Genomic DNA, 26,910 nt, shown 5'->3' on the forward strand with positions numbered 1-26,910 from the left:
GCGGCTAGCTGAAAGTCTCAACCTTCTCCACGAAATCCTTGTAATGTACCGCCGGAATGAAGTGTTGCTGCGAACGGTATTGCAACACCATAAACACCAGAAAAAGAGATATCAGAAATGCTTGCAGCATCAGGATCATCAGGGTACTTCCCAAAGTAGAAGCCCAGCCAGGTGTTGCATTCCCTATCAATTTCAGGAAAACGATCACGAAAATAAATGCGATCGCAAGTCCGGACATACAAATGGAAAAGATCAGGAGACGCACCGCGGTAGTGTCGATCATGACCGAGATCGCGCTCAAACCATGCAAAACGAGAGAAACAAAATTCATTTTGCTTTCTCCGGCGAGCCTTCTCGCGCGGTTTGTGAGTACGGAGTCGTAGGGAATGCGTGATTTTATAATTCCTCCCGGATAGTTATTCCAGATTTCGGAGACACGCACAAGGTTTTGCAGTCTGCTGTGCGGAACCAGACTGAAGTTTCCAAAGGTGATAATCTTGCCTGTCAGAAGCTTGAAGATCAATTTATAGATCACATAAAAAATCCTGAAAACAGGACCTTCCGTCCGCTTATTTCTTTCCGCAAAAATAATGGTATCAGGCACTTCCAGTGATTTGCGCACCAGGCTGTTGATATCCGACGGCGCATCTTCCCCGTCTGCATCCATTACAATCACCTTGTCGGCCGCGAGGTTTTCAGCTACATAAGACAACCCGATTGCAATTGCTTTCTGGTGTCCCAGATTGCGATACAGCCTTAAAACCTTGATCTCTTTTCCGCTAAACGGAGCAAAGGGAACTTGCCGCAGCCTGGACGAACAATCGTCGACAATCATTAAGGTGGTATTTGCCAGAATGGACGTGTCAACGTCGGCATTTATCTTTTGTATCAGCAGGTTCAGCGCCTCCCAGTCGTTGAATTGGGGAATGATAATGACAATGTTTTCTGACATCGGGGGAGGAAATAGAAATCTCCGAAGCGGAATGCTCCGGAGATTCAAAAATACAATTAAACCGTTTTTAAGCCCAGGCGGGAAGAGATACCGTCGTGAATCTGAGTTAAAGTTTCCACCAGGCCGTACTCCCAGTTCCAATCCGGATAGTGGGATTTGAATTTAGAAAGGTCACTCACATACCAGATGTGATCGCCGATCCTGTTTGTTTCTGAGTATGAATAGGAGAGCTTGTTTCCGGTGATCTGCTCGCACAATGCAATTGCTTCCAGCATTGAACAGTTCGCAAAACGGCCGCCGCCTGCATTATACACCTCGCCCGGACGTGGGTTTTGGTAGAAATGCCAGAACATATTCACCAGGTCGTGGCTGTGGATATTGTCGCGTACCTGCTTGCCTTTGTAACCGAAAATCGTGTAATGATTACCTGTGATGGCGCATTTCATCAGGTAAGCCAAAAATCCGTGTAGTTGCGCACCAGAGTGATTTGGGCCTGTCAGGCAGCCTCCGCGGAAAACTGCCGTTTTCATTCCAAAATAGCGGCCGTACTCCTGAACCATGATATCGGCAGCCACTTTCGAAGCACCAAAAATTGAGTGTTTTGTATGGTCAATGCTGTGGTTTTCGTCGATACCATTTTCAAAATAGGGATGGTTTTCGTCAATTTCCCAGCGTGTTTCCAACTCTACCAGCGGCAGGTAATTGGGATTATCTCCGTAGACCTTATTTGTTGATGTGAATATAAATACTGCCTCAGGAGCGTGCAGCCTGGTCATTTCAAGCATGTTCAGCGTACCTACCGCATTTACGCCAAAGTCGGTAAAAGGCTCGCGGGCTGCCCAGTCGTGGCTAGGTTGTGCGGCTGCGTGAACAATCATTTTAATATCAGAACCGTATTCTTTGAAAATAGGCTCCAGTTCACTTACTTCTCTGATATCTGCTGCGTAGTGCTTATAATTTCCAAAAGCTTCCTGGATACGGTTGCGGTTCCACTCTGTATTACCATCAGCTCCGAAAAAGTATTGACGCAAATTATTGTCAACACCGATGACAAGATCAAATTTGCCAGCCAGAAAAGCAACCGATTCGCTTCCTATTAATCCAGCAGAGCCGGTTACCAAAGCTATATCCATGTTAGTGTATTTTTAATTACTTAGTTCTTGATAATACCAGATCTACTTGCCTCGAATACGTAAAGTAAATTAAAAATGTTCAAAATCTCGCAACATCGGTTATTGAATGGACGGCCGCAAACAAGCTATCGGCAGGAACTGATATTGAAAATATTCAATACAGGATCAAAAAAAAGATATCCCCGCACTGGCAGGGATATCTCCTTATAATTTGACTGAAATGCTGCTATTGCTTCACAACCGAGTTGGTTATTCCGCCGTAAAGCTTTGCTCTGATATTATTTACACGTGTATCAAGCTTAGGCTGCGGATCATATTTGTATGACATCTGACGCGGCAAAGAATCCGGACTTACACCATAAACATATTCATTTCCAGTGTTCAGGTCCTTTTGCTCAATATGGTTATACTTCTGGTATTCGCAGGAAGTAAGCAACGCCGCACAAGCTACAAATGCAACAATTCTATATAGTTTCATTTCTTTGACAGTTCAATGGTATTGTGCGCAAAAATAGCCGCCATTTTCATAACCACCAAATCGTTGACAGACGGATTGTTATTTTTTTAGCGCTTCCAGTTCGTTGCTTACAAACTGCATCAGCTCGGTGATATTCCTCTCTGAAAAATCAAAAGGAACATTTGCCGCCTGGTAAATTTCACCGATTGGGGCTGTGTAGCCAAGTTTGAGTGCATCCAGGTACCCTTTCAGTCCGGCTGCCGGATTCTCACGGTAATTTTTCCAGACTCCGATTGCCCCTAATTGCGCAATTCCGTATTCGATATAATAGAAAGGAACTTCGTAAATGTGCAGCTGACGTTGCCAGAGGTACTTCTTGAAGTTTTCAATCCCGCTCCAATCCATGACCGAGTCCGTAAATTCTTCATAAATCCTGACCCAAGCTGCCTGGCGTTCAGTCGCGGTGTGTTGTGGGTTTTCATACATCCAATGCTGGAACTTGTCTACTGTCGCAACCCACGGTAGCGTTTCGATGATAGATTCGAGGTGTTGGATTTTAGCGCGTTTCAGATCGTTCTCATTCTCAAAAAACTCGTCCCAGAAATCCATTGTAATCAGCTCCATAGACATGGAAGCCAGTTCTGCTACTTCGGAAGGTGTATGCTTGAATGAATTTAATGCCAAGTCGCGGGTTACAAACGAATGCACCGCGTGGCCGCCTTCGTGCAGCAGCGTCACCATATCGCGCAGATTGGACGTTGCATTCATGAATATGAAAGGTACGCCAATCTCATCGAGCGGATAATTATAACCACCCGGCGCTTTTCCTTTCCGCGATTCCAGGTCAAGGTGGTTCATAGCCTTCATCACTTTCAGGCAATTGCCAAGGAAAGGATCAAGGCGGGTGAAGCAGCGGATCGTTTTGTCCAAAAGCTCCTCGCCAGTTGCAAATGGTTTCAATGGCGGCAAACCTTTCGGATCTACTTTAGTATCCCACGGACGAAGTGAATCCACCTGCAGCGAATCCTTTCTCGCACTTGCCATGGTATTTAGCAGAGGTACCACCGCTTTTTTAACTGAACCGTGAAAGTTGAAGCAATCCTCTGGCGTATAGTCAAACCGGCCCATTGCGGCGAACATATAATCGCGGTAGTTGTCGAAACCTGCATTCTGCCCAACTTTGTTACGCAGCGTAACCAGCGAGTTCAGCAGCTCGTCCAGCTTATCATGATCCTGGTAGCGGCGCTCGCTGATTGCACGCCAGGCTTCTTCCCTGATCGTGCGGTCTGTGGATTGCAGCCGGTCAGATGCTTTTTGCAAGGTCATTTCCTCTCCATCCAGCGTGACCGTCATAGCTCCTGCTATTGCGCCATATTTCCGCTCTTCGGTCTGCATTTCGGTTATGAGCGGAATGTTTTCATCGCGGAAAATCTCGATCGCCTTTTTCATTCCCCGCAATGTGATCGCAAAGCCGGGTTCTGTCAGCTCATTCAGGAAAGGACTATCGACAACCTTTTTGTCCAAAGCATTACCATATTCTGCCAGCTTGGGCTGAATTTCTGTAATGAAAAATTGCAATGCATTGATTAGTCCTGTATTAGCAGTATCGCAGGTTTGGCGGATATAGCGCCATGCAAAGTTTTCAGACAAGTAGGATTCTATTTCACTGCGATCTGAGAACCATTGTTTCAAATCTTCTGCCGAGTTGATCTCCCGATTTTTCAAATTCTCAAAAAAGGGCTCAACATCATTCCAGCTTTTCAAATCAAATTCTTCCCCAATAAAAACCCGGCTCGCCCGGGTTGGTGTATGTACTGTTTCCTGTTCAATCATGGTGTTATAATGTTGGTAATACTTAATCGATGTACAAGCTATCTATAAAAAAGACCGCGACCTGATCTTCTTTATTGTAACTGTCGTAAAATGATCATAAAGCTCATCAGGACGTTCATTCAGAAGTTCTATCAAAACTTTAGTAATTGCCTCGGTCTCAAAAAATGATATCTGAGAAAAATGACGCTGATCCCGGATATATGATGTGCATAGACCCATTCTCCAAAGTCTTTGTCCTCTGTAAACGCTTTATAGTTCATGACTTTCACTATTTATCACTTCATAAAATAACGAAATTCCTACAATTTCGTCTCCTTTGGCTGCGTGACATCGCTCAGGTTATCAGTTACAACATTCTCTGTTTCCCTGATGTTCGCAAATGCATAATTCATTTTGTCTCTGTCAAACTCCTTTTCATTATTCGCCAGCCAGATCGTTGCAACTCCATTTCCTATAAAATTGGTGATAGCGCGGGCTTCGGACATGAAACGGTCAACACCCAGCAGTAATGCAAGTCCTTCAAGAGGAATTACCTTAATTGCTGTCAATGTCGAGGCTAGTACCACAAAACCACTTCCCGTTACGCCTGCGGCCCCTTTCGAGGTAACCATTAAAATCCCGATCAAAGACAGTATCTGCCCGAAAGTCAGGTGTACATCAAAGACCTGCGCCAGGAAGATCGTTGCCATCGAAAGGTAAATCGTTGTTCCGTCGAGATTAAAGGAATAACCTGCCGGTACCACCAGTCCGACAACCGGTTTGGAACAGCCCATTCTTTCCAGCTTGACCATTAAAGAAGGCAATGCAGCTTCCGAAGAAGATGTGCCGAGTACGATCAGCAGCTCTTCGCGAATGTATTTCAGGTAAGACCAGAGATTGATTTTGTACATTCTCAAAACCAGGCTAAGTACCCCGAAAATGAATATCGCCATTGTGGCATAAACGGTACCCATCAACTTGGCAAGCGGCAGGAGCGTATCAATCCCGTACTTTCCGATCGTGTACGCCATTCCGCCGAATGCACCGATCGGGGCGAAAATCATCACCAGGTGCAATGCGCGAAAAACGTATTTGGACACGAAATTCAGCCAGTGAATAACCTTGTCTTTTCCCGAATACTTGCTCAGGATTGTTCCCAGAACAAGTGAAAACAGCAAAACCTGTAAAGTAACATTGTCGAGAAAGAATTGAAGCCAGCTGAAATCGCCGACCTTACTTGCATACACCGAAATATCCCCTTTCTGCAAGTTGCTTGTCACTACCCCCTTTCCCGGCTGGATAATATTGGCAACAACCACTCCGACAACCAACGCCAGCGTAGTAACTACCTCAAAGTAAATAAGCGCTTTGGCACCTACTTTGCCCACTTTTTTCAAATCGCCCATTCCGATAATCCCGAGCGTGATCGTGAGGAAAATGATCGGATTGATAAAAATCTTGACAATCTGGATAAAGCCTTTGCCCAAAAATTCCATCTCAACTCCCTGAGCCGGGTAATAGTGCCCGAGCAAAGCCCCCGCCGTAATTGCGGTAAGTACCCAGAAGGTAAGATTGGTAAATAACTTTTTCAAGATCAGCAGGTATAAGAGTTAGGAACAGATCAGTCAAGTGCAAAGCGCGTACACAGCCCTTTGCGCATTTTGATGAATTTACAATAATAAAGATTGCTGCTGCGGATTTAGTCGTGGCCAACTCATTTTTTTCTTAACTATTTATACTTGGTCTAAATTAATGCCATATATTTGCGATCAACCATTCGATCAAATGCATTCGGAAGTACTTTCCGGCGAAATAAGAAGCTATGCGCGACGGATTTATCAAAAGATTAAGTGTCTTCATTCTATTAGCCATTTACACGATATCTAATGTAAATGCGGCGCGCATTGTCTCTACCAATGGGACATTAAGTGAGATTTTGGTGGGCCTAGGACTGGAAAAACATATTGTCGGCGTGGATGTAACCAGCACATTCCCGGCTTCGCTTGACAAAATCCCGAAGATCGGTCACAACCGTACCATTGCAGCAGAGGGTATCTTCTCTCTGAATCCGGACATTATCATTTACACGAATCAAAGTATGATGCCGCCGGCAGTGCTCAAACAGCTTGGGAGTTCCGGAAAAAAGGTGGTGGAATTTAAGCATGAGTATACCAAAGAAGGTGCAATCAACCTGATCAGGGAAGTGGGTGCCTACTTTAATGCAAAGCCGCAGGCGGAGAAAATGGTGAAAGCGCTGGAAAATGACCTGGCGAAGATTAAGTCACCAAAGTCACCAAAAAAATTACTTTTTATATATGCCAGAGGCACAGGCACATTGATGGTGTCGGGCACCGGCACCTCGCTCGACAAAATGTTCCTGCTGACAGGTCACAAGAATGCAGTGCAGGGATTTACTGATTTCAAACCACTCACCGCTGAGTCGCTGATCACTGCGAATCCCGATGTATTGGTGCTGTTTTCCAGCGGTTTGGAGAGTTTGGAAGGAACGGACGGATTGTTGAAAGTGCCTGGAATTGCGAACACCAATGCAGGAAAAAACAGAAAAATAGTCACGATGGATGGTCAGTTCCTTACCGGGTTCGGACCGAGGCTTGGAAAAGCTGCATTGGAATTGTCGCAAAAAGTTAACTAAGTATTATGCTGGCCGAGATCGTCAAAGAACCTGATACAGAAAAACCGCACGCAGAAGAGCGGCTGTTCCTGCCATCTTCGACCCGGAAAATGGCCTGGATATTGGGTTTGATCCTGCTTGCCAGTATCATTTTCTCTGCCTGCACCGGCGCGCTTTCCATTTCAATGAAAGAGTTGACCGAAATAGTCGCATTTAAATTGGGACTGATCCGGGAAACTACAATTGAGGAACAGAAATCCATTGTTTTTTGGGTGATCCGGTTGCCGAGGGTTTGTTTGGCAGTGCTGATAGGCGCTGGGCTGGGGATTGCAGGCGCTTCCCTGCAGGGACTTTTCAGGAACCCGATCGCGGACTCCACGCTGATCGGTGTTACCTCAGGCGCGTCCCTTTTTGCTGTATTTGTACTTATGCTCAACGTTAAATATCTCGGAATGCTGAATGAGCTCGCGGGCGTTTACAGCATTTCATTCGTCGCATTCCTCGGCGCAGCACTTACGACGTTTTTTGTTTATCAACTGTCGAAAGTGGCCGGGGAGGGCGGCGTAACCACGCTCCTGCTCTGCGGTATAGCGATCAATGCATTTGTCGGCGCGATCACGGGATTGATGACGTACCTGGCTGACGATCAGCAATTACGCAGCATTACATTCTGGAATTTAGGGAGTCTCGGCGGCGCTACGTGGACTTCTGTGCTGGCAGTCGCGCCTTTTGTAGGTATCTCCGTTTTGTTCATGCCCTATCTGGCCAAGGCATTGAATCTGCTGGTTTTAGGAGAAAGCCAGGCCGCAAGCCTGGGCGTAGATATGAAATCGCTTAAAAGAAAAGTCATTATCCTGGCAACAATGGGTGTTGGCGCCTCCGTAGCAGTAGCAGGCACAATCGGCTTTGTCGGTCTGGTAGTCCCTCACATTATACGCACCACTTTTGGGCCCAACCATAAAACGCTGATTATCGGTTCGGCAATTGCAGGCGCCGTTGTACTTACCCTGGCCGACACGCTGTCGAGAACCATTGTAGCGCCTTCTGAGCTGCCTATCGGGATACTTACTGCATTGCTGGGCACCCCCTTTTTCATTTATATTCTTTGGGAACAAAAACGAAAAAGGCTATGATGGAGATTAATCAGGTAGGCTTTGAGGTGCGGGGTCGCAGGCTTTTACACAATGTCAGCTTCTCTGTAAATCCGGGAGAGTTTTGGGCAATTATCGGCGCAAATGGCGCCGGCAAATCTACTTTGATCAAGTTGCTGTCCGCTGAGCTTACACCTGGTTCAGGTACTGTTTTGTTCAGGGGAAAAGAGCTTAGAAAATACAAGCTGCGCGAATTGGCGCGGAAACGGGCTGTACTTACCCAGCACAATTCGATTGCATTGTCGTTTACCGTGCAGGAAATCGTACTCATGGGACGGTACCCCTTCTACGACTCTCAACCTGCACAACGTGATCTGGCGATTGTAGATTTGTGCCTGCAAAAAGTAGGGATAGCGCATCTAAAATCACGCTTATACCCGACACTTTCCGGTGGCGAGCAGCAGCGCGTACAGGTTTCCCGCGCATTGGCGCAGATATGGGAGGTGGACAATGGACTCTTACTGCTCGACGAACCTACTACCGGAATGGACCTGCTTCACCAGTTTGAAACTTTTCAACTTGCTAAGAAAATGACTGCCAAAGGTTTTGCAGTAGTGGCGGTAATCCACGATCTCAACCAGGCTCTGCAGTACGCAGATAAGGTTTTGATGCTGAAAAATGGCGAAAGCTTTGCGATAGGCCCGCCAGCGGAAGTTTTAAATGAGAAGTACATCAAAGCTGCATTCGGCCTACCTGTACAGCTGGTAAAATCTGAAAACCTGCAATTCCCGATCATCGTACCTCATATCGCATCGGTTTCGCCAGGTATCCCTCATATCTAAATATCACTCTAACAATACAAGAATATGAAATCGACCCTTTCACCAGACAGAACTGAGCTCAAAGAGCGTTGGGAAGAATTTAAGGTTGCTAATCCGAAAACAAGAATACGCGATGCCGCAAAGCAGCTGAATACAAGTGAAGCCGAGCTCGTTGCAACCGGAATAGGTGAAAACGCAACTTTGCTTGACGGTGATTTCAGGGAACTGATCAAAGAGGTCGGCTCACTGGGCTACGTCATGGCACTTACCCGCAACGATCACGTAGTCCACGAGCGCAAAGGTGTTTACGAAAAAATATCTTTCAATAACCACGTAGGGCTTGTGCTCGGTGAGGATATCGATCTCAGGCTGTTTCTCGGCGACTGGAAATTTGGTTTTGCCGTTTCGGAAAATGACCGGCACAGTCTGCAATTCTTCAACAGCTTTGGAGAAGCAACACATAAGATTTACCTGACAGAAAAAAGTAACAAGGGAGCTTACGATGCATTGGCAGCAAAATACACAGCTGCTGATCAGGAAGTTAGCTTGGCAATTGCATCAAAACCGGAGAAAATTGACGAGCCAGAAACTGCGCCGGACATTGATGTTGCCGCATTCCAGTCTGAGTGGCTTGCATTGAAAGACACGCACGATTTCTTCACATTGCTGCGCAAATACAAACTAACCCGCAAACAGGCGCTGCGTCTTGCGCCTGAGGGTTACGCCTACCAGATCACGCCTGCAAGTATGAAACCAGTTTTTGATGCGGTTTCAGAAACAAGACTTCCCATTATGGTTTTTGTTTCAAATCCCAACTGCATTCAGATCCATACCGGGTCGATCAACAAGATTTTTGTAATGGGGCCGTGGCTAAATATTATGGATCCCGAGTTTAACCTGCATTTGCGGGAAGATGCAATAGACGAAGCCTGGATCGTGAGAAAGCCGACGGAAGATGGGATCGTGACGGGCATCGAGCTGATCGACAAAGAAGGCGTCATGTTCAATCAATTCTTTGGGAAAAGAAAGCCGGGAATACCTGAATTGAAAGAATGGCCCGAGCTGCTGGAACGTGCTGTAACTAAGTTGAATTAAGAAACTTTAAGTCGAAATTTCGCCATAGTAATGAAGAAAACCGGTTTCACTTCGAGCCGGTTTTTTTGTTTAAAATAAAGCTGATAAAGTGAATTAAGATGTAAATATTTGCTAACTTTATGAAACAAAGATTTTTATAAATCGTTGTAAATCAAGCCAATTTATCTAATTTCCTGTAAACTTTTCAAAAATACTGGAAAGCCAAGTAATTCCACAATTGCATTTGCTCTATTACTGATCTTCACCAATTACTCAAAAAAATTATTATAAATGGAAACAATTCAGTCCTCGCAATCTGAAAGGACCTACACGTCCGATGAAGCTTACCAGGCTTCCCTTCAATACTTTAAAGGCGACGATCTGGCTGCCCGGGTTTGGGTTACCAAATACGCATTGAAAGATTCTTACGGCGCGATTTACGAGGCTACACCCGATGATATGCACCGCCGCATTGCCAGGGAGATTACGAGAATTGAACAGAAATATGCCAATCCGCTCAGCGAGGACGAAATCTTTGACCTGATTAAAGATTTCAAATACATTATTCCGCAGGGTAGCCCGATGACGGGCATTGGCAACCCGTATCAGATTGCTTCACTGTCAAACTGTTTTGTAATCGGAAACAATGGCGCCGCTGATTCTTATGGCGGGATCATGAAAATTGACCAGGAGCAGGTTCAACTGATGAAAAGGCGCGGTGGTGTCGGCCACGATTTGTCGCACATTCGCCCGAAAGGTTCACCTGTTAAAAATTCGGCACTTACTTCTACGGGCATTGTACCGTTCATGGAGCGTTTTTCAAACTCAACGAGAGAAGTAGCGCAAGACGGCAGGCGGGGCGCATTGATGCTTTCTGTCGCAATCCGGCACCCTGATTCGGAGGATTTCATCGACGCCAAAATGACGCAGGGTAAGGTAACCGGCGCCAACGTTTCTGTGCGGATCGACGATGATTTCATGAAAGCTGTTGAGTCACAATCTACTTACAGACAGCAATATCCCGTAAAAAGCGCCACGCCGACGCACGTAAAAGATATCGACGCAACTGCACTCTGGAAAAAGATCGTGCACAATGCGTGGCAGTCTGCGGAGCCCGGAATTTTGTTTTGGGATACCATTACCCGGGAGTCTGTTCCGGATTGTTATGCTGATCTCGGCTACGAAACAGTTTCAACCAATCCTTGCGGCGAGATTCCATTGTGCCCCTACGATTCGTGCCGGCTGCTTGCGATCAATTTGTTCTCTTATGTTGAAAATCCATTTACGGATCAGGCGAGTTTCAATTGGTCTTTGTTCAAAAAACACATTGCCGCTGCCCAGCGCATGATGGACGATATCATCGACCTTGAACTTGAAAAAATCGATGCGATCATACAGAAGATCGATGCGGATCCGGAAAGTGAGGAGGTGAAGCTGGTAGAGAAAAACTTGTGGCTGAACATTCAGAAAAAGGCGCAGGAAGGTCGCAGGACAGGTATTGGTATCACAGCCGAAGGAGATATGCTGGCCGCATTAGGCCTGCGTTACGGAAGCGATGCGGGCAATGATTTTGCTGTTGAAATCCACAAAACAGTTGCATTGGAAGCTTATCGCGCCTCCGTGCACACCGCAAAAGAGCGTGGCGCATTTGCCATTTTCGATTCGGAGAGGGAGAAAAACAATCCTTTTATACTTCGCCTGAAAGCCGCGGATGCGCAGCTTTACTATGAAATGCTTGAATATGGCCGCAGGAACATTGCATTGCTCACCATCGCGCCGACGGGTACCACGAGCCTGATGTCGCAGACCACTTCTGGCATTGAGCCTGTGTTTTTGCCTGTTTACAAACGGAGAAGAAAGGTTAATCCGAATGATAAGGATGCGCGGGTTGATTTTGTTGACGAAGTAGGTGATTCCTGGGAAGAGTACGTTGTTTTTCACCACCGTTTCAAAGAATGGATGCAGATAAACGGCCACGACTTAACAAAGAACTACTCTCAGAAAGAGCTCGATGAACTTGTTAAAAAGTCGCCTTACTACAAAGCGACCAGCAACGATGTGGATTATCTCAAAAAGGTAAAGATGCAGGGCGCGATCCAGAAGTGGGTTGATCACTCGATCAGTGTGACGATCAACATGCCGAATGATGTGACAGAAGAGCTGGTAGGTGAATGCTACATGGAAGCCTGGAAAGCTGGCTGTAAAGGTGTTACAGTTTACAGAGACGGATCGAGATCTGGCGTTTTGATTTCCAATGAGGAGAAAAAAGAAGAAAAATCTGCGGACGCGCCTGCTCCATTCCCTACCGAAAGACCGCAGACCCTGGAAGCGGATGTTGTTCGTTTTCAGAATAAGAAAGACAAATGGATCGCATTCATCGGAACAATCGACGGCCGGCCTTACGAGATCTTCACCGGTTTTGCCGACGATGAAGATGGTATTCTGATCCCGCGCTGGGTAAATGATGGTTATATTATTAAAAACCGGGAAAGCGACGGCACTTCCAGGTACGACTTCCAATACAAAAACACACGTGGCTATAAAACCACAATTGAAGGTCTTTCGTACAAATTCAATCCGGAATACTGGAATTACGCTAAGCTGATTTCCAGCACGTTGAGACACGGAATGCCAATCGAGAAAGTGGTGGACCTCATCGGCAGCTTGCAGCTGGATGAGGCGATTAATACCTGGAAAGCAGGAGTAGCCCGGGCTTTGAAGCGATACATTCCGGACGGAACCGAAGCAGCAAAACAGAAATGCCAGAATTGCAATTCAACCAACCTGCTATACCAGGAAGGCTGCCTCACTTGTAAAGACTGCGGCTCTTCGAAATGTGGATAGAGTGGCTGTCGGTTGTCAGCTGTCGGCTATCAGACCTAAGATGTTTTCGATTCCAGAGTCTGATAGCCGACGGCCGAAAGCCGGAAGCCCGAGGCGCTATCCTATTTCTTATTTCCCACACACACTTAAAAAACAAACGTTGGAATTCACACTATACATGGATGAAAGTGGAGATCACGGTCTCGACAGAATCGATCCAGGCTTTCCGGTCTTCGTGCTTTGTGGAATACTCTTTTATGAAGATGGCTATCAAAAAATGAGAGATCATCTTAACCAGATCAAAATTAGATTCTGGGGAACAAAAGAGGTTATATTTCACTCCCGAGACATTCGAAAATGTCAGAAAGAATTCCAGATATTGCTCAATCTTGACACCAAAGGAGCTTTTTACAATGAGCTAAATAGCTGCATATCTACGCATTTATTTAAAATTATAGCCGCTTCGATAGACAAAACCAGGTATATTCAGCGATATGGTCGGATTGCTGACGACCCCTATGAGATTAGCTTGTCTTTCATTATAGAAAGAACGATTTTCTTGCTAGATGACTTCAAGCATAATTCCAAGTCTATCCGCATCATAATTGAGAAGAGAGGAGAAAAGGAAGACAAAAAGTTGGCAAGCTATTTCGAAAAGGTAAAAGCTCGCGGAACTGGCTACATTGGCCGTGAAAGAATTCAAGAATACGACCTGAATATAGAATTCAGAGATAAGAAAGACAATATAAACGGTTTACAAGTTGCCGATCTGGTAGCTTATCCAATTGCCACTCACACCATGCATCCAACAAGAGCGAATCCGGCATTTGATTTGCTAAAACCCAAATTTTACCAGAAACACGGAAAAATTTTTGGCCTTAAAAGATTCCCTTAAGAACAAAAGAGCCATTCCAACTTAAGAATGACTCTTTTTGCCGACCGGGAGACACCCCAATCCCAGCACGAATATACTAAAAAACTAGTTAGCGTCTTCAACCACACCTAAATAGTTGAACGGACTCAACGCCCTCAGTTCCTCCCGGATTTTTTCTGAGACGTCGAGGGTTTCTATGAAACGGGAAATGGAGTCGCGCGTGATTTTTTCATTGGTGCGGGTTAGCTCTTTCAGTGCCTCATAAGGTTTTGGATAACTCTCGCGGCGTAAGATAGTTTGAATTGCTTCAGAAACTACCGCCCAGTTATCTTCCAGATCTGCTTTCAGCATTTCTCCATTCAATTCGACTTTACCCAAACCTTTAAGCAAAGAATTCAATGCTATTGCCAAATGCGCCAATGGAACACCGATATTTCGTAAAACAGTAGAGTCCGTCAAGTCGCGCTGTAAACGAGAGATGGGCAACTTTGACGCAAAATGCTCGAACAAGGCAGTAGCCAAACCCAGGTTTCCTTCTGAATTTTCAAAATCAATGGGATTTACCTTGTGTGGCATTGCCGAAGAGCCCACTTCACCAGCCTTGATCTTCTGTTTGAAATAACCCATGGAAATGTAAGTCCACATATCCCGGTTAAGGTCGGTTAAAATGGTGTTTAGCCTTTTAAGACAGTCGAAAGTAGCGGCGAGATTATCATAATGCTCGATTTGCGTTGTGTGTCTGCTTCTTTTCAAGCCTAAACCTTCCACAAAATGGTTAGCGAATGCCATCCAGTCCTGTTTTGGATAAGCCACATGATGCGCATTGAAATTACCTGTAGCCCCGCCAAACTTAGCCGATGCCGGGATTTTGTCCAGCATCTCCAATTGCCGCTCCAATCTTTCCACGAAAACCAGAAATTCCTTGCCTACTCGTGTCGGAGAGGCAGGCTGACCGTGCGTGAAGGCAAGCATTGGCACATTTTTCCATTCAATAGACATTCTTTTCAATACAAAAAGAACCTGACGGAAAAGCGGCTTAATCTGGCGTTCCAATGCATCCCGCAAAGAGAGCGGAATGGCGGTATTATTGATGTCCTGTGACGTAAGACCAAAGTGAATGAACTCCTGGTAAGTCGCGATATCCAGTTTTTCAAATTGCTCCTTGATAAAGTACTCAACCGCTTTTACGTCGTGGTTGGTCACTTTTTCGATGTCCTTGATATGTAATGCATCCTGTTCACTAAAATCCTCATAGATTTTGCGCAGTAATGGATATTTCTTCTTGTCAAATTCTGAAAGCTGAGGCAGCGGCAACTCGCATAATGCGATGAAGTATTCTATTTCAACAAATACTCGGTAATAGATGAGGGCGTACTCAGAGAAATAAGTTGATAGTTCTGATACCTGCTTGTAGTAACGGCCATCAACCGGAGAGATCGCTGTGAGTTGATTTAAAGACATGATTTTCAATACAGAAATTGATTATCGCGCAAAGTTAGTGGAATTCGTGGTGCGAAAATGGTAAAAAGGAGACGAAATATTCTTTTTGGGATCAGAGACAGATTATATAAAACTATTCGCATATTTCGCGATCCAAACCTTTTTACTTCATTTCTATGCAGCCTTCCCCCTTTGTTGGAGAATTAGTCGGAACTATGGTTCTCATTTTACTTGGTAACGGCGTGGTAGCCAATGTAGTTTTGAAAAGTACGAAGGGGTCAAATGGAGGTTGGATTGTGATTACGGCAGGTTGGGCTTTCGCGGTGATGATCGGGATTTTTACGGCAAATGCATTCGGAAGCGCGGCTGCACATCTTAACCCCGCGGTAACAGTCGGCTTTGCTGTCTTAAAAAATGATTATACCCTGATTGCCAGCTACATTCCGGCACAGCTTATCGGTGCATTTCTAGGTGCCGTGCTTGTCTGGCTGCAATACCTTCCGCATTGGAAAGTAACCGAAGATGCTGGTACAAAACTCGCCTGTTTCGCTACGGATCCCGCACTGCGTTCTTCCGGACCTAACTTTCTGAGTGAATTTATCGCCACTATTTTATTGATTGTCGGCGTAGTCGCGATTGGCTATGCGGGCACTTCTGATCCCGAAAAAGGAGGGATTCCGTCGGGAATAAATCCCTATCTCGTCGGAATGCTGGTGTGGAGCATCGGGCTTTCACTGGGTGGGACCACTGGCTACGCAATCAACCCGGTTCGTGATCTGGGACCAAGAATTGCGCATGCAATTCTGCCGATACCAAACAAAGGCAGCTCCGACTGGGGCTACGCCTGGATTCCAGTCGTTGCGCCCATTGCCGGAGCTGTTATAGGAGGCTTGCTCCTCCGTTCTTTTTCGTTTTAGGTTACTTAATCTACCTTGATTTTGCCGCCGCCGGAGTAGCTCCGGTATTCGCCGCGGTACATTGCGTCAGCTGCTGCCGGGCCAACCGTAAAATTGCCTTTTGAAACAATCCTTACCTGGTAATAGAAGGTCTTAGCCTGTCTGTCTGCAGTTGTGAAGAAGTGAATTCTGTCATCCCGGATATCATAATATTCCGGTACAGATGCATCTTTGATCCACGGCATGTCACGCGGCTCGGTAATGCGCGGATTTTCGATTTCAAATCCGGCTGGCAGCAGATCGGTGACTACCACATTATCAATTGGTAGTCCATTCATGCTGGTTAGAGTCAGCTTTACAACCACCAGATCATTCTGATGAAAAGCGCCAACAGGTGTTCCATTGCGGGTCAGGAATTGCCGGCGAATGCTAAGCCCCTGGTCTTCTTCGGTGTAAGTACCTGTTGCCGACATTCCTTCCGTTTGTGCAAACCAATACAGATCGCCTTTCCCCTGCGTTTTGATCAATACCTGCTGACCAGCCAAACCTTTCGAAATTTTCAGCTCTTTCCCGTTAAAAGTCCCCACCTGTTTATTGCCTGTAGAAACAGTTGCGGTTACCGTGGATCCTGCACTTTTCCTGGCGAGTTTACCCAATGCAAGTACAGCGAAAACCGCCTTCTGCGTATTAAGGTAAGATGCCGATTGCACTGCTTGTGACAACTGCCGACCCAATGCAGGAATCTGCAGGTTACCCGGATCAGATTCCAGCAACGTGTTCAAAACAAGTGACATATTCCGGAGCGGGGAAGAATAACTTTCATCCAAACCCTGCCCTGCATGCTCAGTAACGTATTTTTTCGGTAACAATGCAGCAAAGCTTCGCGCGTCGCCTGCCAGCTGAAAAGCCGCTGCCAGCAGGTATTTGGAATCGGTAGTCAGCAGCTGCGCATTCTGTTTGTAATAGTTCATCGAAGGACGGTTCGGATTTCCATTCAATGCGAGTACGTAAAGAGAGTAAATCGCTTCGCGCCTTGCTACCAGTTTGCGGGTTTGCGTACCGGTGGGTCGGCCTTCATAAGCTAATCCGTCTCCCGTCGATGCGATTACCACTTCCTTGTTGGCAGTGGTACCGGATTGCTGTTTAAGGTAGTCCAGCGCGCGACTGACGGTTTTGGGATTAACTTCAAATCCAGCTCTTCTTGCTTCTTCCAGAAAGTGTACGGCGTAAGCAGTTGCCCACCAATCTTCCTGCGTAGCGCCCGGCCACATTCCCATTCCTCCATTATAAAGCTGCTGCGATTCGACTTTCCGGATCGCCTGCTGAATATTGGTCATCGGGTTAAAATCACTTTCGGCATTTCTCACCATATACACTGGCGCGGCCATTGCTTTTGTAAGATCGGCGAAGTAAATCTGCGGAAATGCTTTTGAAATCGTTTGTTCCAGACAACCGTAAGGATAGCCCAGCAACGTTGAAAGCGCCTTTCCTCCACCCTGCACGAGCGGCGACCGGCTCAGCACAATCTGGCTCCGGCTTGTGGCAGGAATGAAAGAGGAGCTCAGGTCGATCAATCCCTGACTGTCACCGGCGATCAATCCCGATTTACTTGTTTTCAGAAGCGGCGAAGCCGGGCGGATTGTCACTTCCGTTTCATTGACAAAAGTTTCTCCGAATGCATTGACTTTCACTGTCAGCTTTGCCAGCCCGATTGCTTGCGCCGCTTTCACAAAAAAGGTTGCCCTGCTTTCCTTGCCAGCCGGAACTGAAATCGTTTGCGCAGGTTGCGCGCCGGCCGACAGTGGGCCTTGCAGCTGTAAAGTCACGGTAGCATTCGCAGCTGTTTTGGTAGTGTTGCTGATATTAACCGGCAACGTGAGCTCATCGCCCGGACTGAAAAACCGTGGTACCGCGGCACTGATCACAATCGGATCAGCCACTTTCATATTCTTAGCCGCCGAGCCGAATGCATTATCTTTGTATGCAACGGCCATTACCCGCAAGTCGCCGCTGAATTGGGGGATATCAATGCTAAAACTAGCTTCGCCGCTTCCATTGGCCGTAATAATTTTGCTCCAAAAGGACACCAGCTCAGTTCTTCCGTTACTCAACGGATTGATTCTCCTTTCAAGATCAAAACCATCACCTCCGAAACTGGACTTACTCAGGGAAAGCTCCGGGAATAGTTGTGCATACAAATCGTGGCTGGTTACTTCCAATGCCCTTTTTTGATAGAAATGCGTGTAAATGTCAGGTGTTTTGAAATTCTTGATCTGTAATATCCCTTCGTCTACAACAGACACGGTAACCTGTGCATTCGGGGCCGTTTTGATTCTGATCTGCTGTTTGACTTTCGAGCGCGAACTTTCCGCTACTGTAACGGAAACCGGTAACTTTCTGTCCCGATTTTGCACAATTACCGGAGTAAAACCATGTGCAACCGTCAGCGGCATATCAGAATCGTGCATTTTGCGGATCAGCGTGGCTGTAACAAATACATTGGGCAAATGTTCGTCCTTGATCTTGAAGGTAAGTTCCGCGGCTTTTTTGTCCGTAGTAAGGATATGTTGTTCCAAAACCTGGTTGCGCTCCAAAGTCACAAGCAAGCGGCCGTCGAAAGGTGTTTTAAAAAGTACCTTCGCTTCGTCGCCTGTTTCGTAAACTTCTTTGTCGGTTTCCATCAAAACCCTTCCTTCATTGCTTACTTCAAACGAAGAATACTGCGTATTTCCGTAACCATAAGCATAAAAGCTGGCGAGGGTATAGTGCTTCGCTCCCGGCCTTTTCACCCTTACTTCGTATTCACCGGAGACAGTAGGCGCATAACGGAAAGTTGCCTTACCACCCGGCAAACGCATTGTATTGGAATAAACAAGCTTTTCCTTTTTCCGGGAGGTATACCGCAGCTGTTCATATCTTTTCTCTACCACAGTCTGATATTCCAGCTTTACTACCTCCACATTTACGCTACTTCCATTTTGCAGCTGTCCCTTTCCATTTATCCCAACGATCTCTACGGGAACAGGCGCATTGGTACCTACATAATGATCGGGTAAGCGAATCCCGTAAAATATCGGCTGTGTAAATACATCAAATCGCTGCAAGCGATTAACCGGCCTGCCATTTTCGTCAAAAACAGTTACGTAAATTTTCCCTTCCAGCACACCAATATCTTTCAGCCCGGCGCCAAGTAAGAAGGTTTCCTTTGCCAATCCGTTTTCATTTGTGATACCTTGCCGGGTGTCTTTTGCGAAGGGATCCTCAGACGGAATGTCGAAAGTGTACTCAGAAAACTCCTTTGGCAGAAACCTTTTTCGTGTAAGTTCATAGTCCATTTCATAAGTCCTGTTCGCTGCGGGCGGACCAAAAAGATTGACTGCAGTTGCAGTTAATGACACGGGATCACCCACCATATACTCCTTCTTTGCGCCGCTGAGGTCAACCTTGATCCTGTCGGGCATAAACTCTTCTACGCTGATCGCGTGCGAGCCGAGGAGTATATTATTAGCATTATAAACTTCCAAAACGTAAGTCCCCGTCAGCGCAGCCCGGTCCATTTGTACTTCGGTTTCCACCGCACCCTGCTCATTGGTTGTTTTCCGCCAGGTCCGGTATTCCCTTCCATTTGGTGTAACCATCCGCATTTTGAGCGGGATTTTGCTTGCTGTGTTCCAGTTGTGATTCCGGAGTACTGTATTGAAGTACATTGTTTCCCCCGGCCGGTAAATATCCCTTTGCCCGTAAGTAAAAGCCTGAAATCCGGATACATTATCCCGCATGCCCTCCACTTCAAAGCGCGAGGTTTCTACCTGGGTATCATTCAGAACCAGGTAATTAAAATCATCTTCCACACTAGCTGTCAGCAATGCGACCTTTAACCCTGGTGCCTTTTCTTCCAGCTTATCGACATGCGCAATACCTTTGCTGTCAGTTTTAAGTGTGTGTATAGTCTGATTATTGGAACTGATCAATGTGATATCAAGATCAGCAATAGGCTCATTGGTCTGGATAGAATTGGCAAAAACCCATAACTCATCTTTTCCCTGCTTGGCGATCAAACCAATGTCGGAAATGGAGATCAGCTTTGTGGCACTCAGATACGCTTCATTTGTAGAACGAACGGTTACCAGGTAAATGCCCTGGCGCTTATTTTCGTCAGGCAATGCAATGTTAAGCGCAGTTACTCCCTTGCTTTTGGGTAAATTCTCGGTATCTACATTCTTGAATACCAGCACATCACTCAAATTACTTTCCCAATCGTCGCTATACTGGAAGGCTCCGGTTTCTTGCCATGTATTATCTACTTCACCGTATTCTTTCCAGCGGTTCTGACGTATGTAGTTGAGGATGTTATTTGCATATAACTTAGAAATACGTACCTGGACCTCAGGAATGTTCACGATCTGAATACCAATGTTCTTAGATCCTTTCCCTGGCAGGTACACTGCTTTTTTATTCGTAAATGAAACAGCAGCCGGAAGTTTGCCAAAAAACAGGTCCTTCGAAGTTTCTTCTTCAAGGCTCCGGCCGAGCAATTCTTTTAAGTTTTTGTTAACCAGCAGTGTGTAAGTCTCCGTTTCACTAAAATCCCCTCGTAAAATGAACCCGTTAGCAGTTGGTTCTACCTGTTTAATCGTGTCGGGATTGATGCTGAATCCTTTTGAAATACTCTCCTTATCCAACTCGTGCGACGTAATCACACGGGCGTAGCCTGCATTGTTTTCAAAACCTGTCTGAACGTCGATCACCTGCAGGTGCAGCGGCGAAGGCAGGTTTACATTCGTTACCATTGGCTCTTTGCTCACATGTGTTCCATTCAGGATCTTAACTCCCGAATTTACAGTCAGCTTTACCGGAATCGCATTATTATCGGCTTTTCCCGCCTGGGTAAGCGCAAGTGTCACCTCCTGATCGTTGGACGAAGGCAGGACTTTGAACCCGGCATTGGCATTATCCACCGAGATCTGCAACTTCTGAGCAACTTCCTGACCATTGACCGGATAATTGAAAGCCAGCTTGATCCGGGCTTCCTGCTTACCTGTTTCCTGCGATATCGCCCACCAGCTTTCTGTCGCCGACAAGCTCAAAAAAGGTGTGTGAAAATCGAGCGGCTCTTTCGCAACGTCGTACTTCTTTTCTTCCGCCACTTTCCTGGTCAGCAGATCGGTCAGCTTTGCCTTGTAAGAAGTTGCCGCGCCAAATCCTGCAACCGGTGAAAATACAAGTTCATTTTCGGCAGTCCATTTGAACTTGCCTTTCACAGCCGGCTCAAATTGAATGTACTGCGTTGAGTCCCAGCTATTCAGGTCTGCCAGGGATACCAGGTCTTTATTAAAAGTAAAAACAAGATTCTGAGATAGGTTGATCTCATCTCCGAAGTTGGTACCTGCAATCCGCACCTCATTCAAAGAAGAGCAGCTATTGATAAGTAAGGCGAGCAGAGGAAGGAAAATGAATGCAGACAGGAAATTTTTTTTCATAAGAGCATATAAAAGAACGGATGATCTTTTTTGTAAAAATCACCCGTCTAATTTAACGTATATTGATTAATCACCTTGAACTTTCCAGCCCAAATGATTTAAAGGATTGAAATCCTTGATAACCGGTATTAAAAGGCTTCCATTACCTCTTCAATAGGTTTTGCACCTTCAAAAAATGAGAGTAAACGCAGCAAAATTGCCTCGACGACTGCATCCGGGCAGGAAGCGCCGCAGGTGAGCATAATGCGGGCTGGCTGGTGCTTGGGCAGGTAATTTTCTGAAACGATTTCCTCTTTTGAATGCAGATCGAAATGACGGATTAATTGCTTGTCCAGCAACTTGTTTACAGATTCTATGAAGTAAGTCGGCAGCTCTTGCTCGCACAGCTCCACCAAATGCGAGGTGTTTGAACTGTTATAACCTCCGGCCACAATCACCAGGTCTGCGTCCTGCGTCAGCAATGCATAAGTTGCATCCTGATTATCATTGGTAGCATAGCACAGTGTATCCCTGGTATTTGCAAAATGCGCTTCAACCTGGTCGGGAAGGAGATTGTAATGGCGGATCATTACATTTTTCAAAAAATCAGAAATGCCCTGCGTATCGGAAGCGAGCATGGTTGTCTGGTTAACCACACCAATGCGCTGCAAATCTTTTTCTGGGTTAAAACCTTGCGAGTACTGCCCCTGAAAGTCTGTAAAGAACTCGGCAGCCATTCTCTTTCCGGTCATATATTCAGCCAGGCGCTCGGCCTGGGCCATATTCTCGACGATGACCGTGGGTGCATTTTCCTTGCTGTGCGAAAATGTGGCGCGTGTCTCTTCGTGCTTGGGTTTTCCGTGAACCACAATCGTATAGTCCTTTTCGCCGATCTGTGCAGCCCGGTTCCAGACTTTTTCAACAAACGGACAGGTCGTATCGTACACGTACGAGTTAATGCCCAGTTGTGATAGCTTTTGCTGGTTCTCAACCGTAGTACCGAATGCGGGAACAATCACGATATCCTCCGTAGTAAGCTCTTCCCACGGAATCAGCTGATTTCCTTTGGTATCCATAATGAACCGCACGCCGCGGTCTGTCAAGTCGCGGTTTACATCCGGGTTATGGATCATTTCACTTAGAAGGAAAATCCGTTTACCAGGATTTTCGGCGATTGCTTTGTAGGCAATGTCAATTGCATTCTCAACTCCGTAACAAAACCCGAAGTGGCGCGCGATCAGGAATTGAACCGGCCCGAAATCAAGTACTGTTGGCGAATAATCGCGTTTCAGCTTGTCATTTTTGCGGCGGAATTCCTTGATCGGAGTGATAATCCGGCTCCTGTAAAAATCCGGGATATTGAACGTTTTCATTTACGAATTCGGTAGATTGCAGCTAACAGCCAAAGATACTATACTAAACTTCCTGAAGAACAATCTGCTGTTTATCATTGTTCAAATCTGATTTTTTTGAAAAAATTATAATGAACGTGCAACATGCCAGATGCATTGCTGTCTTTGTTACAGAACGTTCAAAAATTAAACCTTCTGCTTGAAAACACAAATATACCCAGACCGGCATGTCGAACTGGTGGAACGGTGTAAGCTCGGCGAGCGAAAAGCGCAGTACGAGTTGTACAAATCGTACTCAAAAGCCATGTTCAACATCTGTATGCGGATTCTGAACCATATGGGAGAGGCAGAGGATGCTTTGCAGGAAGCTTTTGTGGACGCATTTACCAATCTGCACCAGTTCAGGCAGCAGTCGACATTTGGCGCCTGGCTCAAACAGATCGTGGTCAACAAGGCGATCAACCATATGCGCAGCAGAAAGGTGAAATGGGTGGAGATTGACGAATACCAGGAAACAATGGAGGACAGCGTCGATACTCTGGGCTTTGACGAGCAAGAGACTTTGCTGGAAGTGGAGCGGGTGAGAAGTATGGTTCAAAAATTGCCTGACGGTTACCGGGTTGTACTGAGTCTTTATCTGTTTGAAGGTTATGATCACGAAGAAATAGGCGAGGTGCTGGGAATCAGCGAAACCACTTCGAGAACACAATATATGAGAGCGAAAAGGAAGCTGACTGAAATGCTGGTCAGATAGCATTAACAATATTTAACAAGGTATCTACTTAAAAAATACGGATTTGAAAAAATTATTTACCCATGACACGTTAATGAATCTATGAAAAATTCTTCAGATAAAAAGGATCGATTGGAGCGGTTTGTGAGAGATAACAGGGATGGATTTGATACTTTCTTACCGCAGGATTCTTTGTGGAGCCAAATTGAGAGCCAACTTCATCACGAAATTCCCGTCGTTCCCGAGAAATCCAAAAAAAAACTTAGGCGATTAAACAATCCCTACTTCGACTGGCGCATTGCGGCCGGCGTATGCCTTGCCCTTGGAATCGGGTTCCTGGTTTACCTTAATAATGAATACGGCCTCGCCCGCGACCCTCGTGTAGCGCTGAAAGTTCCCACTTACGCCCGGGAGCTCAACCAGTACAATGTTGCAATAGATCAGAAACGGGAGGAGATTATCAAGCTGGCGAAGAACAATCCTGAATTGTACAAGGATTTTGCTTCTGATCTGGAAAGTCTGGAAGTAAGTTACAAGAACTTGCGCTCCAACCTGGCAAATGCCCCTAACCAGGAGGCGCTGCTGGAAGCGATGATCCAGAACCTTCAATGGCAGGTAGATCTGCTCAATCAACAATTAGACATTTTGCAACGCATTAATCAAGTCAAAAATGACTACGAAAAAGAGAATAACAGCGCTCCTGTTATTTAATATAGCACTGATTTTACCCAACCTGCTCAGCGCAGGACCAGGTATCCCCGACCAAAACGGGCTAATCGAGAAGCGGAGGAACATTACAAAGGTTTTTGATGTGAAAAGCAGTGATATGCTGCTTGTCGAAAACAAATTCGGTCAGGTGAAAGTCAACCTTTGGGCCAAAGATGAGATCAAGGTAGAAATAGTCGTAACTGCCAATGCTCCCTCCGACGGCCGTGCTTCTGAATACCTGAGCGCAGTCAATATTGAAGAAAGAAGAATTAAAAACCAGATCAGCCTCGTTACCCGCATTGACAGAAGTCAGTTTGGCAATAATGGATGGAATAACCGCAAAGGTGAAAAGAACTATATCCGGATCGATTACACCGTTTACATGCCAAAAGAGAATGCACTGGTTGTGAAAAACGAGTTTGGCGATACAGATATTCCTTCATTTTACGCGCCATTAACGATAGATTCCAGGTATGGAAACTTTGTTGCCAATCACCTGGAAAACGCAGACAATGTTATCGATGTGCGTTACGGCAGTGCTACAATCGGGAAAATGGATGGTGGAAAGCTTGAATTTCAGTACTCGAAGCTGAGCCTCGATCAGGCAAAAAAGATATTGTTGGTCAACAAATCAGGTGAACTGAATATCCGCGATGTGATCACCTTGGATGCAGATATTGACTACTCAGGTGCCAAGATTGGTACGATCCGCGGTTCCGGGAAAATCAAGCTGAATTACTCGGGCAACTTCAAAATCGACGAGCTGACCAACTCAGCCCAGAATGTAGATATCCAAGCTGCTTATTCTTCGGTAGTACTACCGGCGGAGGCTAACCAGTTTAATGTGACTGTTTCTTACGGGAATTTCACCTATCCGACCAATAACGTGAACTTCTCAGTGCAGCCGGCTAAAGACCATAAATCGTATACATTGAAGCAGTACCAGGGAAAGATCGGCACCGGCTCTGGTACCAAGATTACTGTTAATTCCCGGTATGGCGATGTGAGACTAAAAGAGTAAGAACCTTTTTATTCTTCCAGAATTACATTGTAACTGAAATTCAACGGATCAAAAGCATTGTAAAGCTTCTGAATAAATTCGGGATCATTGATATAGAAACTCAGCAGATTATCATACCGTTCCTGGGCGATTCCGTTCGGGAACAGTTTGTTTTTAAGCGTCAGCAATTGCTCGATTTCCGATTCATGATTGCGTTCTTCCGCTCTCACGATGCGCTTTTCGAGTTGTCTCAAAGAATTCAGAAGCCGTGTTTGCTCCGCCTTCACAGCACCCAGCATCGTTTGATCCACTGCCACAGCTTTTGAAAGAATGGAATCAAAAATCTTGTTAAATTCTTCCTTTTCCGCATTCAGGTCCAGAACGCGCTCGCTGTTCCTTTCAATAAAAGTCTTCCGCAATGCGACTTCGTCGAGAAAAAGATCTTTATAGCTTATTTTCAGCTTACGCGCCTTTTTGCTCTGGTACCCATTGATATACAATGCAAAATTCCTCGGCATCAGGGCAGGGAAAGGTACATTGAAATGATCAAAAACTCCTTTCAGTTGCATCCAGTAAGGCACCTCTGACGGTCCACCAATATACGCAAGATTAGGTAGGATTATCTCCTCGTAAAGCGGCCTTAATATGACGTTGGGACTGAAAAGCTCAGGCCTGTTTTCAGCCAGTTCGAGTATCTCGTCTTCGGAGAAGGACAAGTCGGTATTAAGTACCTTGAAGGTTTCGCCTTCCTTTACAATGCGCTCCCGAAGGTTATTATCCAGATAAAATAAGTTGATTTCGCGCGCATTCAGCGGCGTATGGTAGCCCAGTGCATTGAGCTCCGAAGTAGTTTGCGAAACGATTTTCTCGCAAATGGAAGTAGTTAATTCTTCTTTTACAACTGGCAGAAAACTGCGTTTCAGATCTGCATTGTCGGCGTCGATACTGATCAGGCCATATTGCCCGAATAACTCGTGCATATAACATCGAACCGCATCAGCAAGCGAATTGTTTTCGAGATACGCTTTCGCGAAAAGCAGCGGCTTGTCAGGTAGTTGTTTTAAAATCACTTCCAGCTCTTTCGGGTTCAGCCGGCCTACTGCGCCTTTGTGTTCACCAGTCCATTTATGGGTTTGTCCAAACAAATGGAATGAAGCGATTTCTTCAAAATCATGATCCTCCGTCGCCATCCAATACACAGGCACGAAGTTGTAATCCGGGTAAGCCGCTTTGAGCGCTTGCGCAAGCTTAACCGCCGTGATGATCTTGTAAATAATGTATAATGGCCCCGTGAAGATATTCAGCTGGTGACCTGTTGTTACCGTGAAAGTTTTCTCATCAAGCAAAAGCGAGAAATCGGGATAATGCGGCAGACCTTTGTATTGCTGTTCAAGTACGTCCACCAGCGTTTTGCGTTTCCCTAGATCGAAGCTGCTCTTCTTTGCTATTACCTCCTGAAAATTTTCGAGCGTGGGAAAAGAGGTGTAAAAAGCTTCCAGCGCAGGTTTTTGGTCCAGATAATCGAGTAAAAGTGCGGGGAATTGCCCTGTTGTACGCAGATCCACAGTGTGCAGAGTCATGAAAGGTGGCTTTTCAGTAGCTTGAAGAGAATCCAACGTGTTTTACTTTTTGTTCATCTGTAACCAATCTTTT

At 45.8% G+C, this 26,910-nt stretch carries 19 protein-coding genes; 10 read left to right on the forward strand and 9 right to left on the reverse strand.

Annotation, left to right across the window (positions count from 1 at the left end; all coding sequences use genetic code 11):
* Positions 1-4: 4 nt before the first annotated feature.
* The 5 genes from Q369_RS0114400 to Q369_RS0114420 all read right to left on the reverse strand — a co-directional run bounded on the left by Q369_RS0114400 (position 5) and on the right by Q369_RS0114420 (position 5,946).
* Positions 5-952 carry a glycosyltransferase gene (locus tag Q369_RS0114400; RefSeq protein ID WP_031528500.1) on the reverse strand — a complete coding sequence of 316 codons (948 nt, stop codon included), beginning with the start codon at positions 950-952 and terminating at the stop codon, positions 5-7.
* Positions 953-1,008: 56 nt separating this feature from the next.
* Positions 1,009-2,085, reverse strand: a complete 1,077-nt coding sequence (locus Q369_RS0114405; RefSeq protein WP_031528501.1) for an NAD-dependent epimerase/dehydratase family protein — start codon at positions 2,083-2,085, stop codon at positions 1,009-1,011.
* A 226-nt stretch (positions 2,086-2,311) separates the two neighbouring features.
* The gene (locus tag Q369_RS0114410) at positions 2,312-2,563 is read right to left on the reverse strand and encodes a hypothetical protein (protein WP_031528502.1); all 252 of its coding nucleotides are present in this window, start codon (positions 2,561-2,563) and stop codon (positions 2,312-2,314) included.
* Between the two features lie 78 nt (positions 2,564-2,641).
* A complete protein-coding gene (locus tag Q369_RS0114415; RefSeq protein ID WP_031528503.1) occupies positions 2,642-4,375 on the reverse strand; it encodes a M3 family oligoendopeptidase in 1,734 nt (577 codons plus the stop codon).
* Positions 4,376-4,674: 299 nt separating this feature from the next.
* Positions 4,675-5,946: a cation:dicarboxylate symporter family transporter gene (locus Q369_RS0114420; protein WP_031528504.1), complete on the reverse strand. Its 1,272-nt coding sequence runs from the start codon at positions 5,944-5,946 to the stop codon at positions 4,675-4,677.
* A 230-nt stretch (positions 5,947-6,176) separates the two neighbouring features.
* Here Q369_RS0114420 and Q369_RS0114425 point away from each other — a divergent pair, with 230 nt between their 5' ends.
* The 6 genes from Q369_RS0114425 (at position 6,177) to Q369_RS0114450 (ending at position 13,690) form a co-directional block, all read left to right on the forward strand.
* The gene (locus tag Q369_RS0114425) at positions 6,177-7,007 is read left to right on the forward strand and encodes a heme/hemin ABC transporter substrate-binding protein (protein ID WP_031528505.1); all 831 of its coding nucleotides are present in this window, start codon (positions 6,177-6,179) and stop codon (positions 7,005-7,007) included.
* A gap of 5 nt (positions 7,008-7,012) precedes the next feature.
* The gene (locus Q369_RS0114430) at positions 7,013-8,119 is read left to right on the forward strand and encodes a FecCD family ABC transporter permease (RefSeq protein WP_031528506.1); all 1,107 of its coding nucleotides are present in this window, start codon (positions 7,013-7,015) and stop codon (positions 8,117-8,119) included.
* On the forward strand, positions 8,116-8,919 hold the full coding sequence (locus Q369_RS0114435; protein ID WP_031528507.1) for a heme ABC transporter ATP-binding protein: 804 nt from the start codon (positions 8,116-8,118) through the stop codon (positions 8,917-8,919). Before Q369_RS0114430 ends, Q369_RS0114435 begins: the two co-directional genes overlap by 4 nt.
* Positions 8,920-8,943: 24 nt before the next feature.
* Entirely contained in the window at positions 8,944-9,993 is a 1,050-nt protein-coding gene (locus Q369_RS0114440; protein ID WP_031528508.1) for a hemin-degrading factor, read from the forward strand.
* 270 nt (positions 9,994-10,263) lie between these two features.
* Complete coding sequence (locus Q369_RS0114445; protein WP_031528509.1) at positions 10,264-12,816, forward strand: adenosylcobalamin-dependent ribonucleoside-diphosphate reductase; 2,553 nt, start codon at positions 10,264-10,266, stop codon at positions 12,814-12,816.
* 157 nt (positions 12,817-12,973) lie between these two features.
* Positions 12,974-13,690, forward strand: coding sequence for a DUF3800 domain-containing protein (locus Q369_RS0114450; RefSeq protein ID WP_229206844.1), 717 nt, complete (start codon positions 12,974-12,976; stop codon positions 13,688-13,690).
* An 84-nt stretch (positions 13,691-13,774) separates the two neighbouring features.
* On the opposite strand, the gene purB is transcribed toward Q369_RS0114450, so the two are convergent.
* Complete coding sequence (gene purB / locus Q369_RS0114455; protein WP_031528511.1) at positions 13,775-15,130, reverse strand: adenylosuccinate lyase; 1,356 nt, start codon at positions 15,128-15,130, stop codon at positions 13,775-13,777.
* A gap of 155 nt (positions 15,131-15,285) precedes the next feature.
* Between purB and Q369_RS0114460 the strand changes: the two genes are divergently transcribed.
* On the forward strand, positions 15,286-16,026 hold the full coding sequence (locus Q369_RS0114460; protein WP_031528512.1) for an MIP/aquaporin family protein: 741 nt from the start codon (positions 15,286-15,288) through the stop codon (positions 16,024-16,026).
* A 5-nt stretch (positions 16,027-16,031) separates the two neighbouring features.
* Here the strand turns inward: Q369_RS0114460 and Q369_RS0114465 are convergent, their stop codons facing one another.
* Both Q369_RS0114465 and Q369_RS0114470 read right to left on the reverse strand, forming a co-directional pair.
* Positions 16,032-21,485: an alpha-2-macroglobulin family protein gene (locus Q369_RS0114465; RefSeq protein WP_031528513.1), complete on the reverse strand. Its 5,454-nt coding sequence runs from the start codon at positions 21,483-21,485 to the stop codon at positions 16,032-16,034.
* Between the two features lie 128 nt (positions 21,486-21,613).
* Entirely contained in the window at positions 21,614-22,837 is a 1,224-nt protein-coding gene (locus tag Q369_RS0114470; RefSeq protein WP_031528514.1) for a 4-hydroxy-3-methylbut-2-enyl diphosphate reductase, read from the reverse strand.
* Positions 22,838-23,015: 178 nt separating this feature from the next.
* On the opposite strand from Q369_RS0114470, the gene Q369_RS0114475 reads away from it, so the two are divergent.
* The 3 genes from Q369_RS0114475 (at position 23,016) to Q369_RS0114485 (ending at position 25,278) form a co-directional block, all read left to right on the forward strand.
* Positions 23,016-23,570, forward strand: a complete 555-nt coding sequence (locus Q369_RS0114475; protein WP_031528515.1) for an RNA polymerase sigma factor — start codon at positions 23,016-23,018, stop codon at positions 23,568-23,570.
* Between the two features lie 81 nt (positions 23,571-23,651).
* Positions 23,652-24,260 (forward strand): hypothetical protein, encoded by a 609-nt coding sequence (locus Q369_RS0114480; RefSeq protein WP_031528516.1) that lies wholly within the window; start codon positions 23,652-23,654, stop codon positions 24,258-24,260.
* Positions 24,220-25,278 (forward strand): hypothetical protein, encoded by a 1,059-nt coding sequence (locus Q369_RS0114485; RefSeq protein WP_031528517.1) that lies wholly within the window; start codon positions 24,220-24,222, stop codon positions 25,276-25,278. The genes Q369_RS0114480 and Q369_RS0114485 overlap by 41 nt, the downstream gene beginning before the upstream one ends.
* Before the next feature lie 8 nt (positions 25,279-25,286).
* Here Q369_RS0114485 and bshC read toward each other — a convergent pair whose 3' ends face one another.
* Positions 25,287-26,837 (reverse strand): bacillithiol biosynthesis cysteine-adding enzyme BshC, encoded by a 1,551-nt coding sequence (gene bshC / locus Q369_RS0114490; protein ID WP_031528518.1) that lies wholly within the window; start codon positions 26,835-26,837, stop codon positions 25,287-25,289.
* Positions 26,838-26,910 lie beyond the last annotated feature (73 nt).

The sequence above is a fragment of the Dyadobacter crusticola DSM 16708 genome (genome assembly GCF_000701505.1).
Lineage (GTDB): Bacteria > Bacteroidota > Bacteroidia > Cytophagales > Spirosomataceae > Dyadobacter > Dyadobacter crusticola.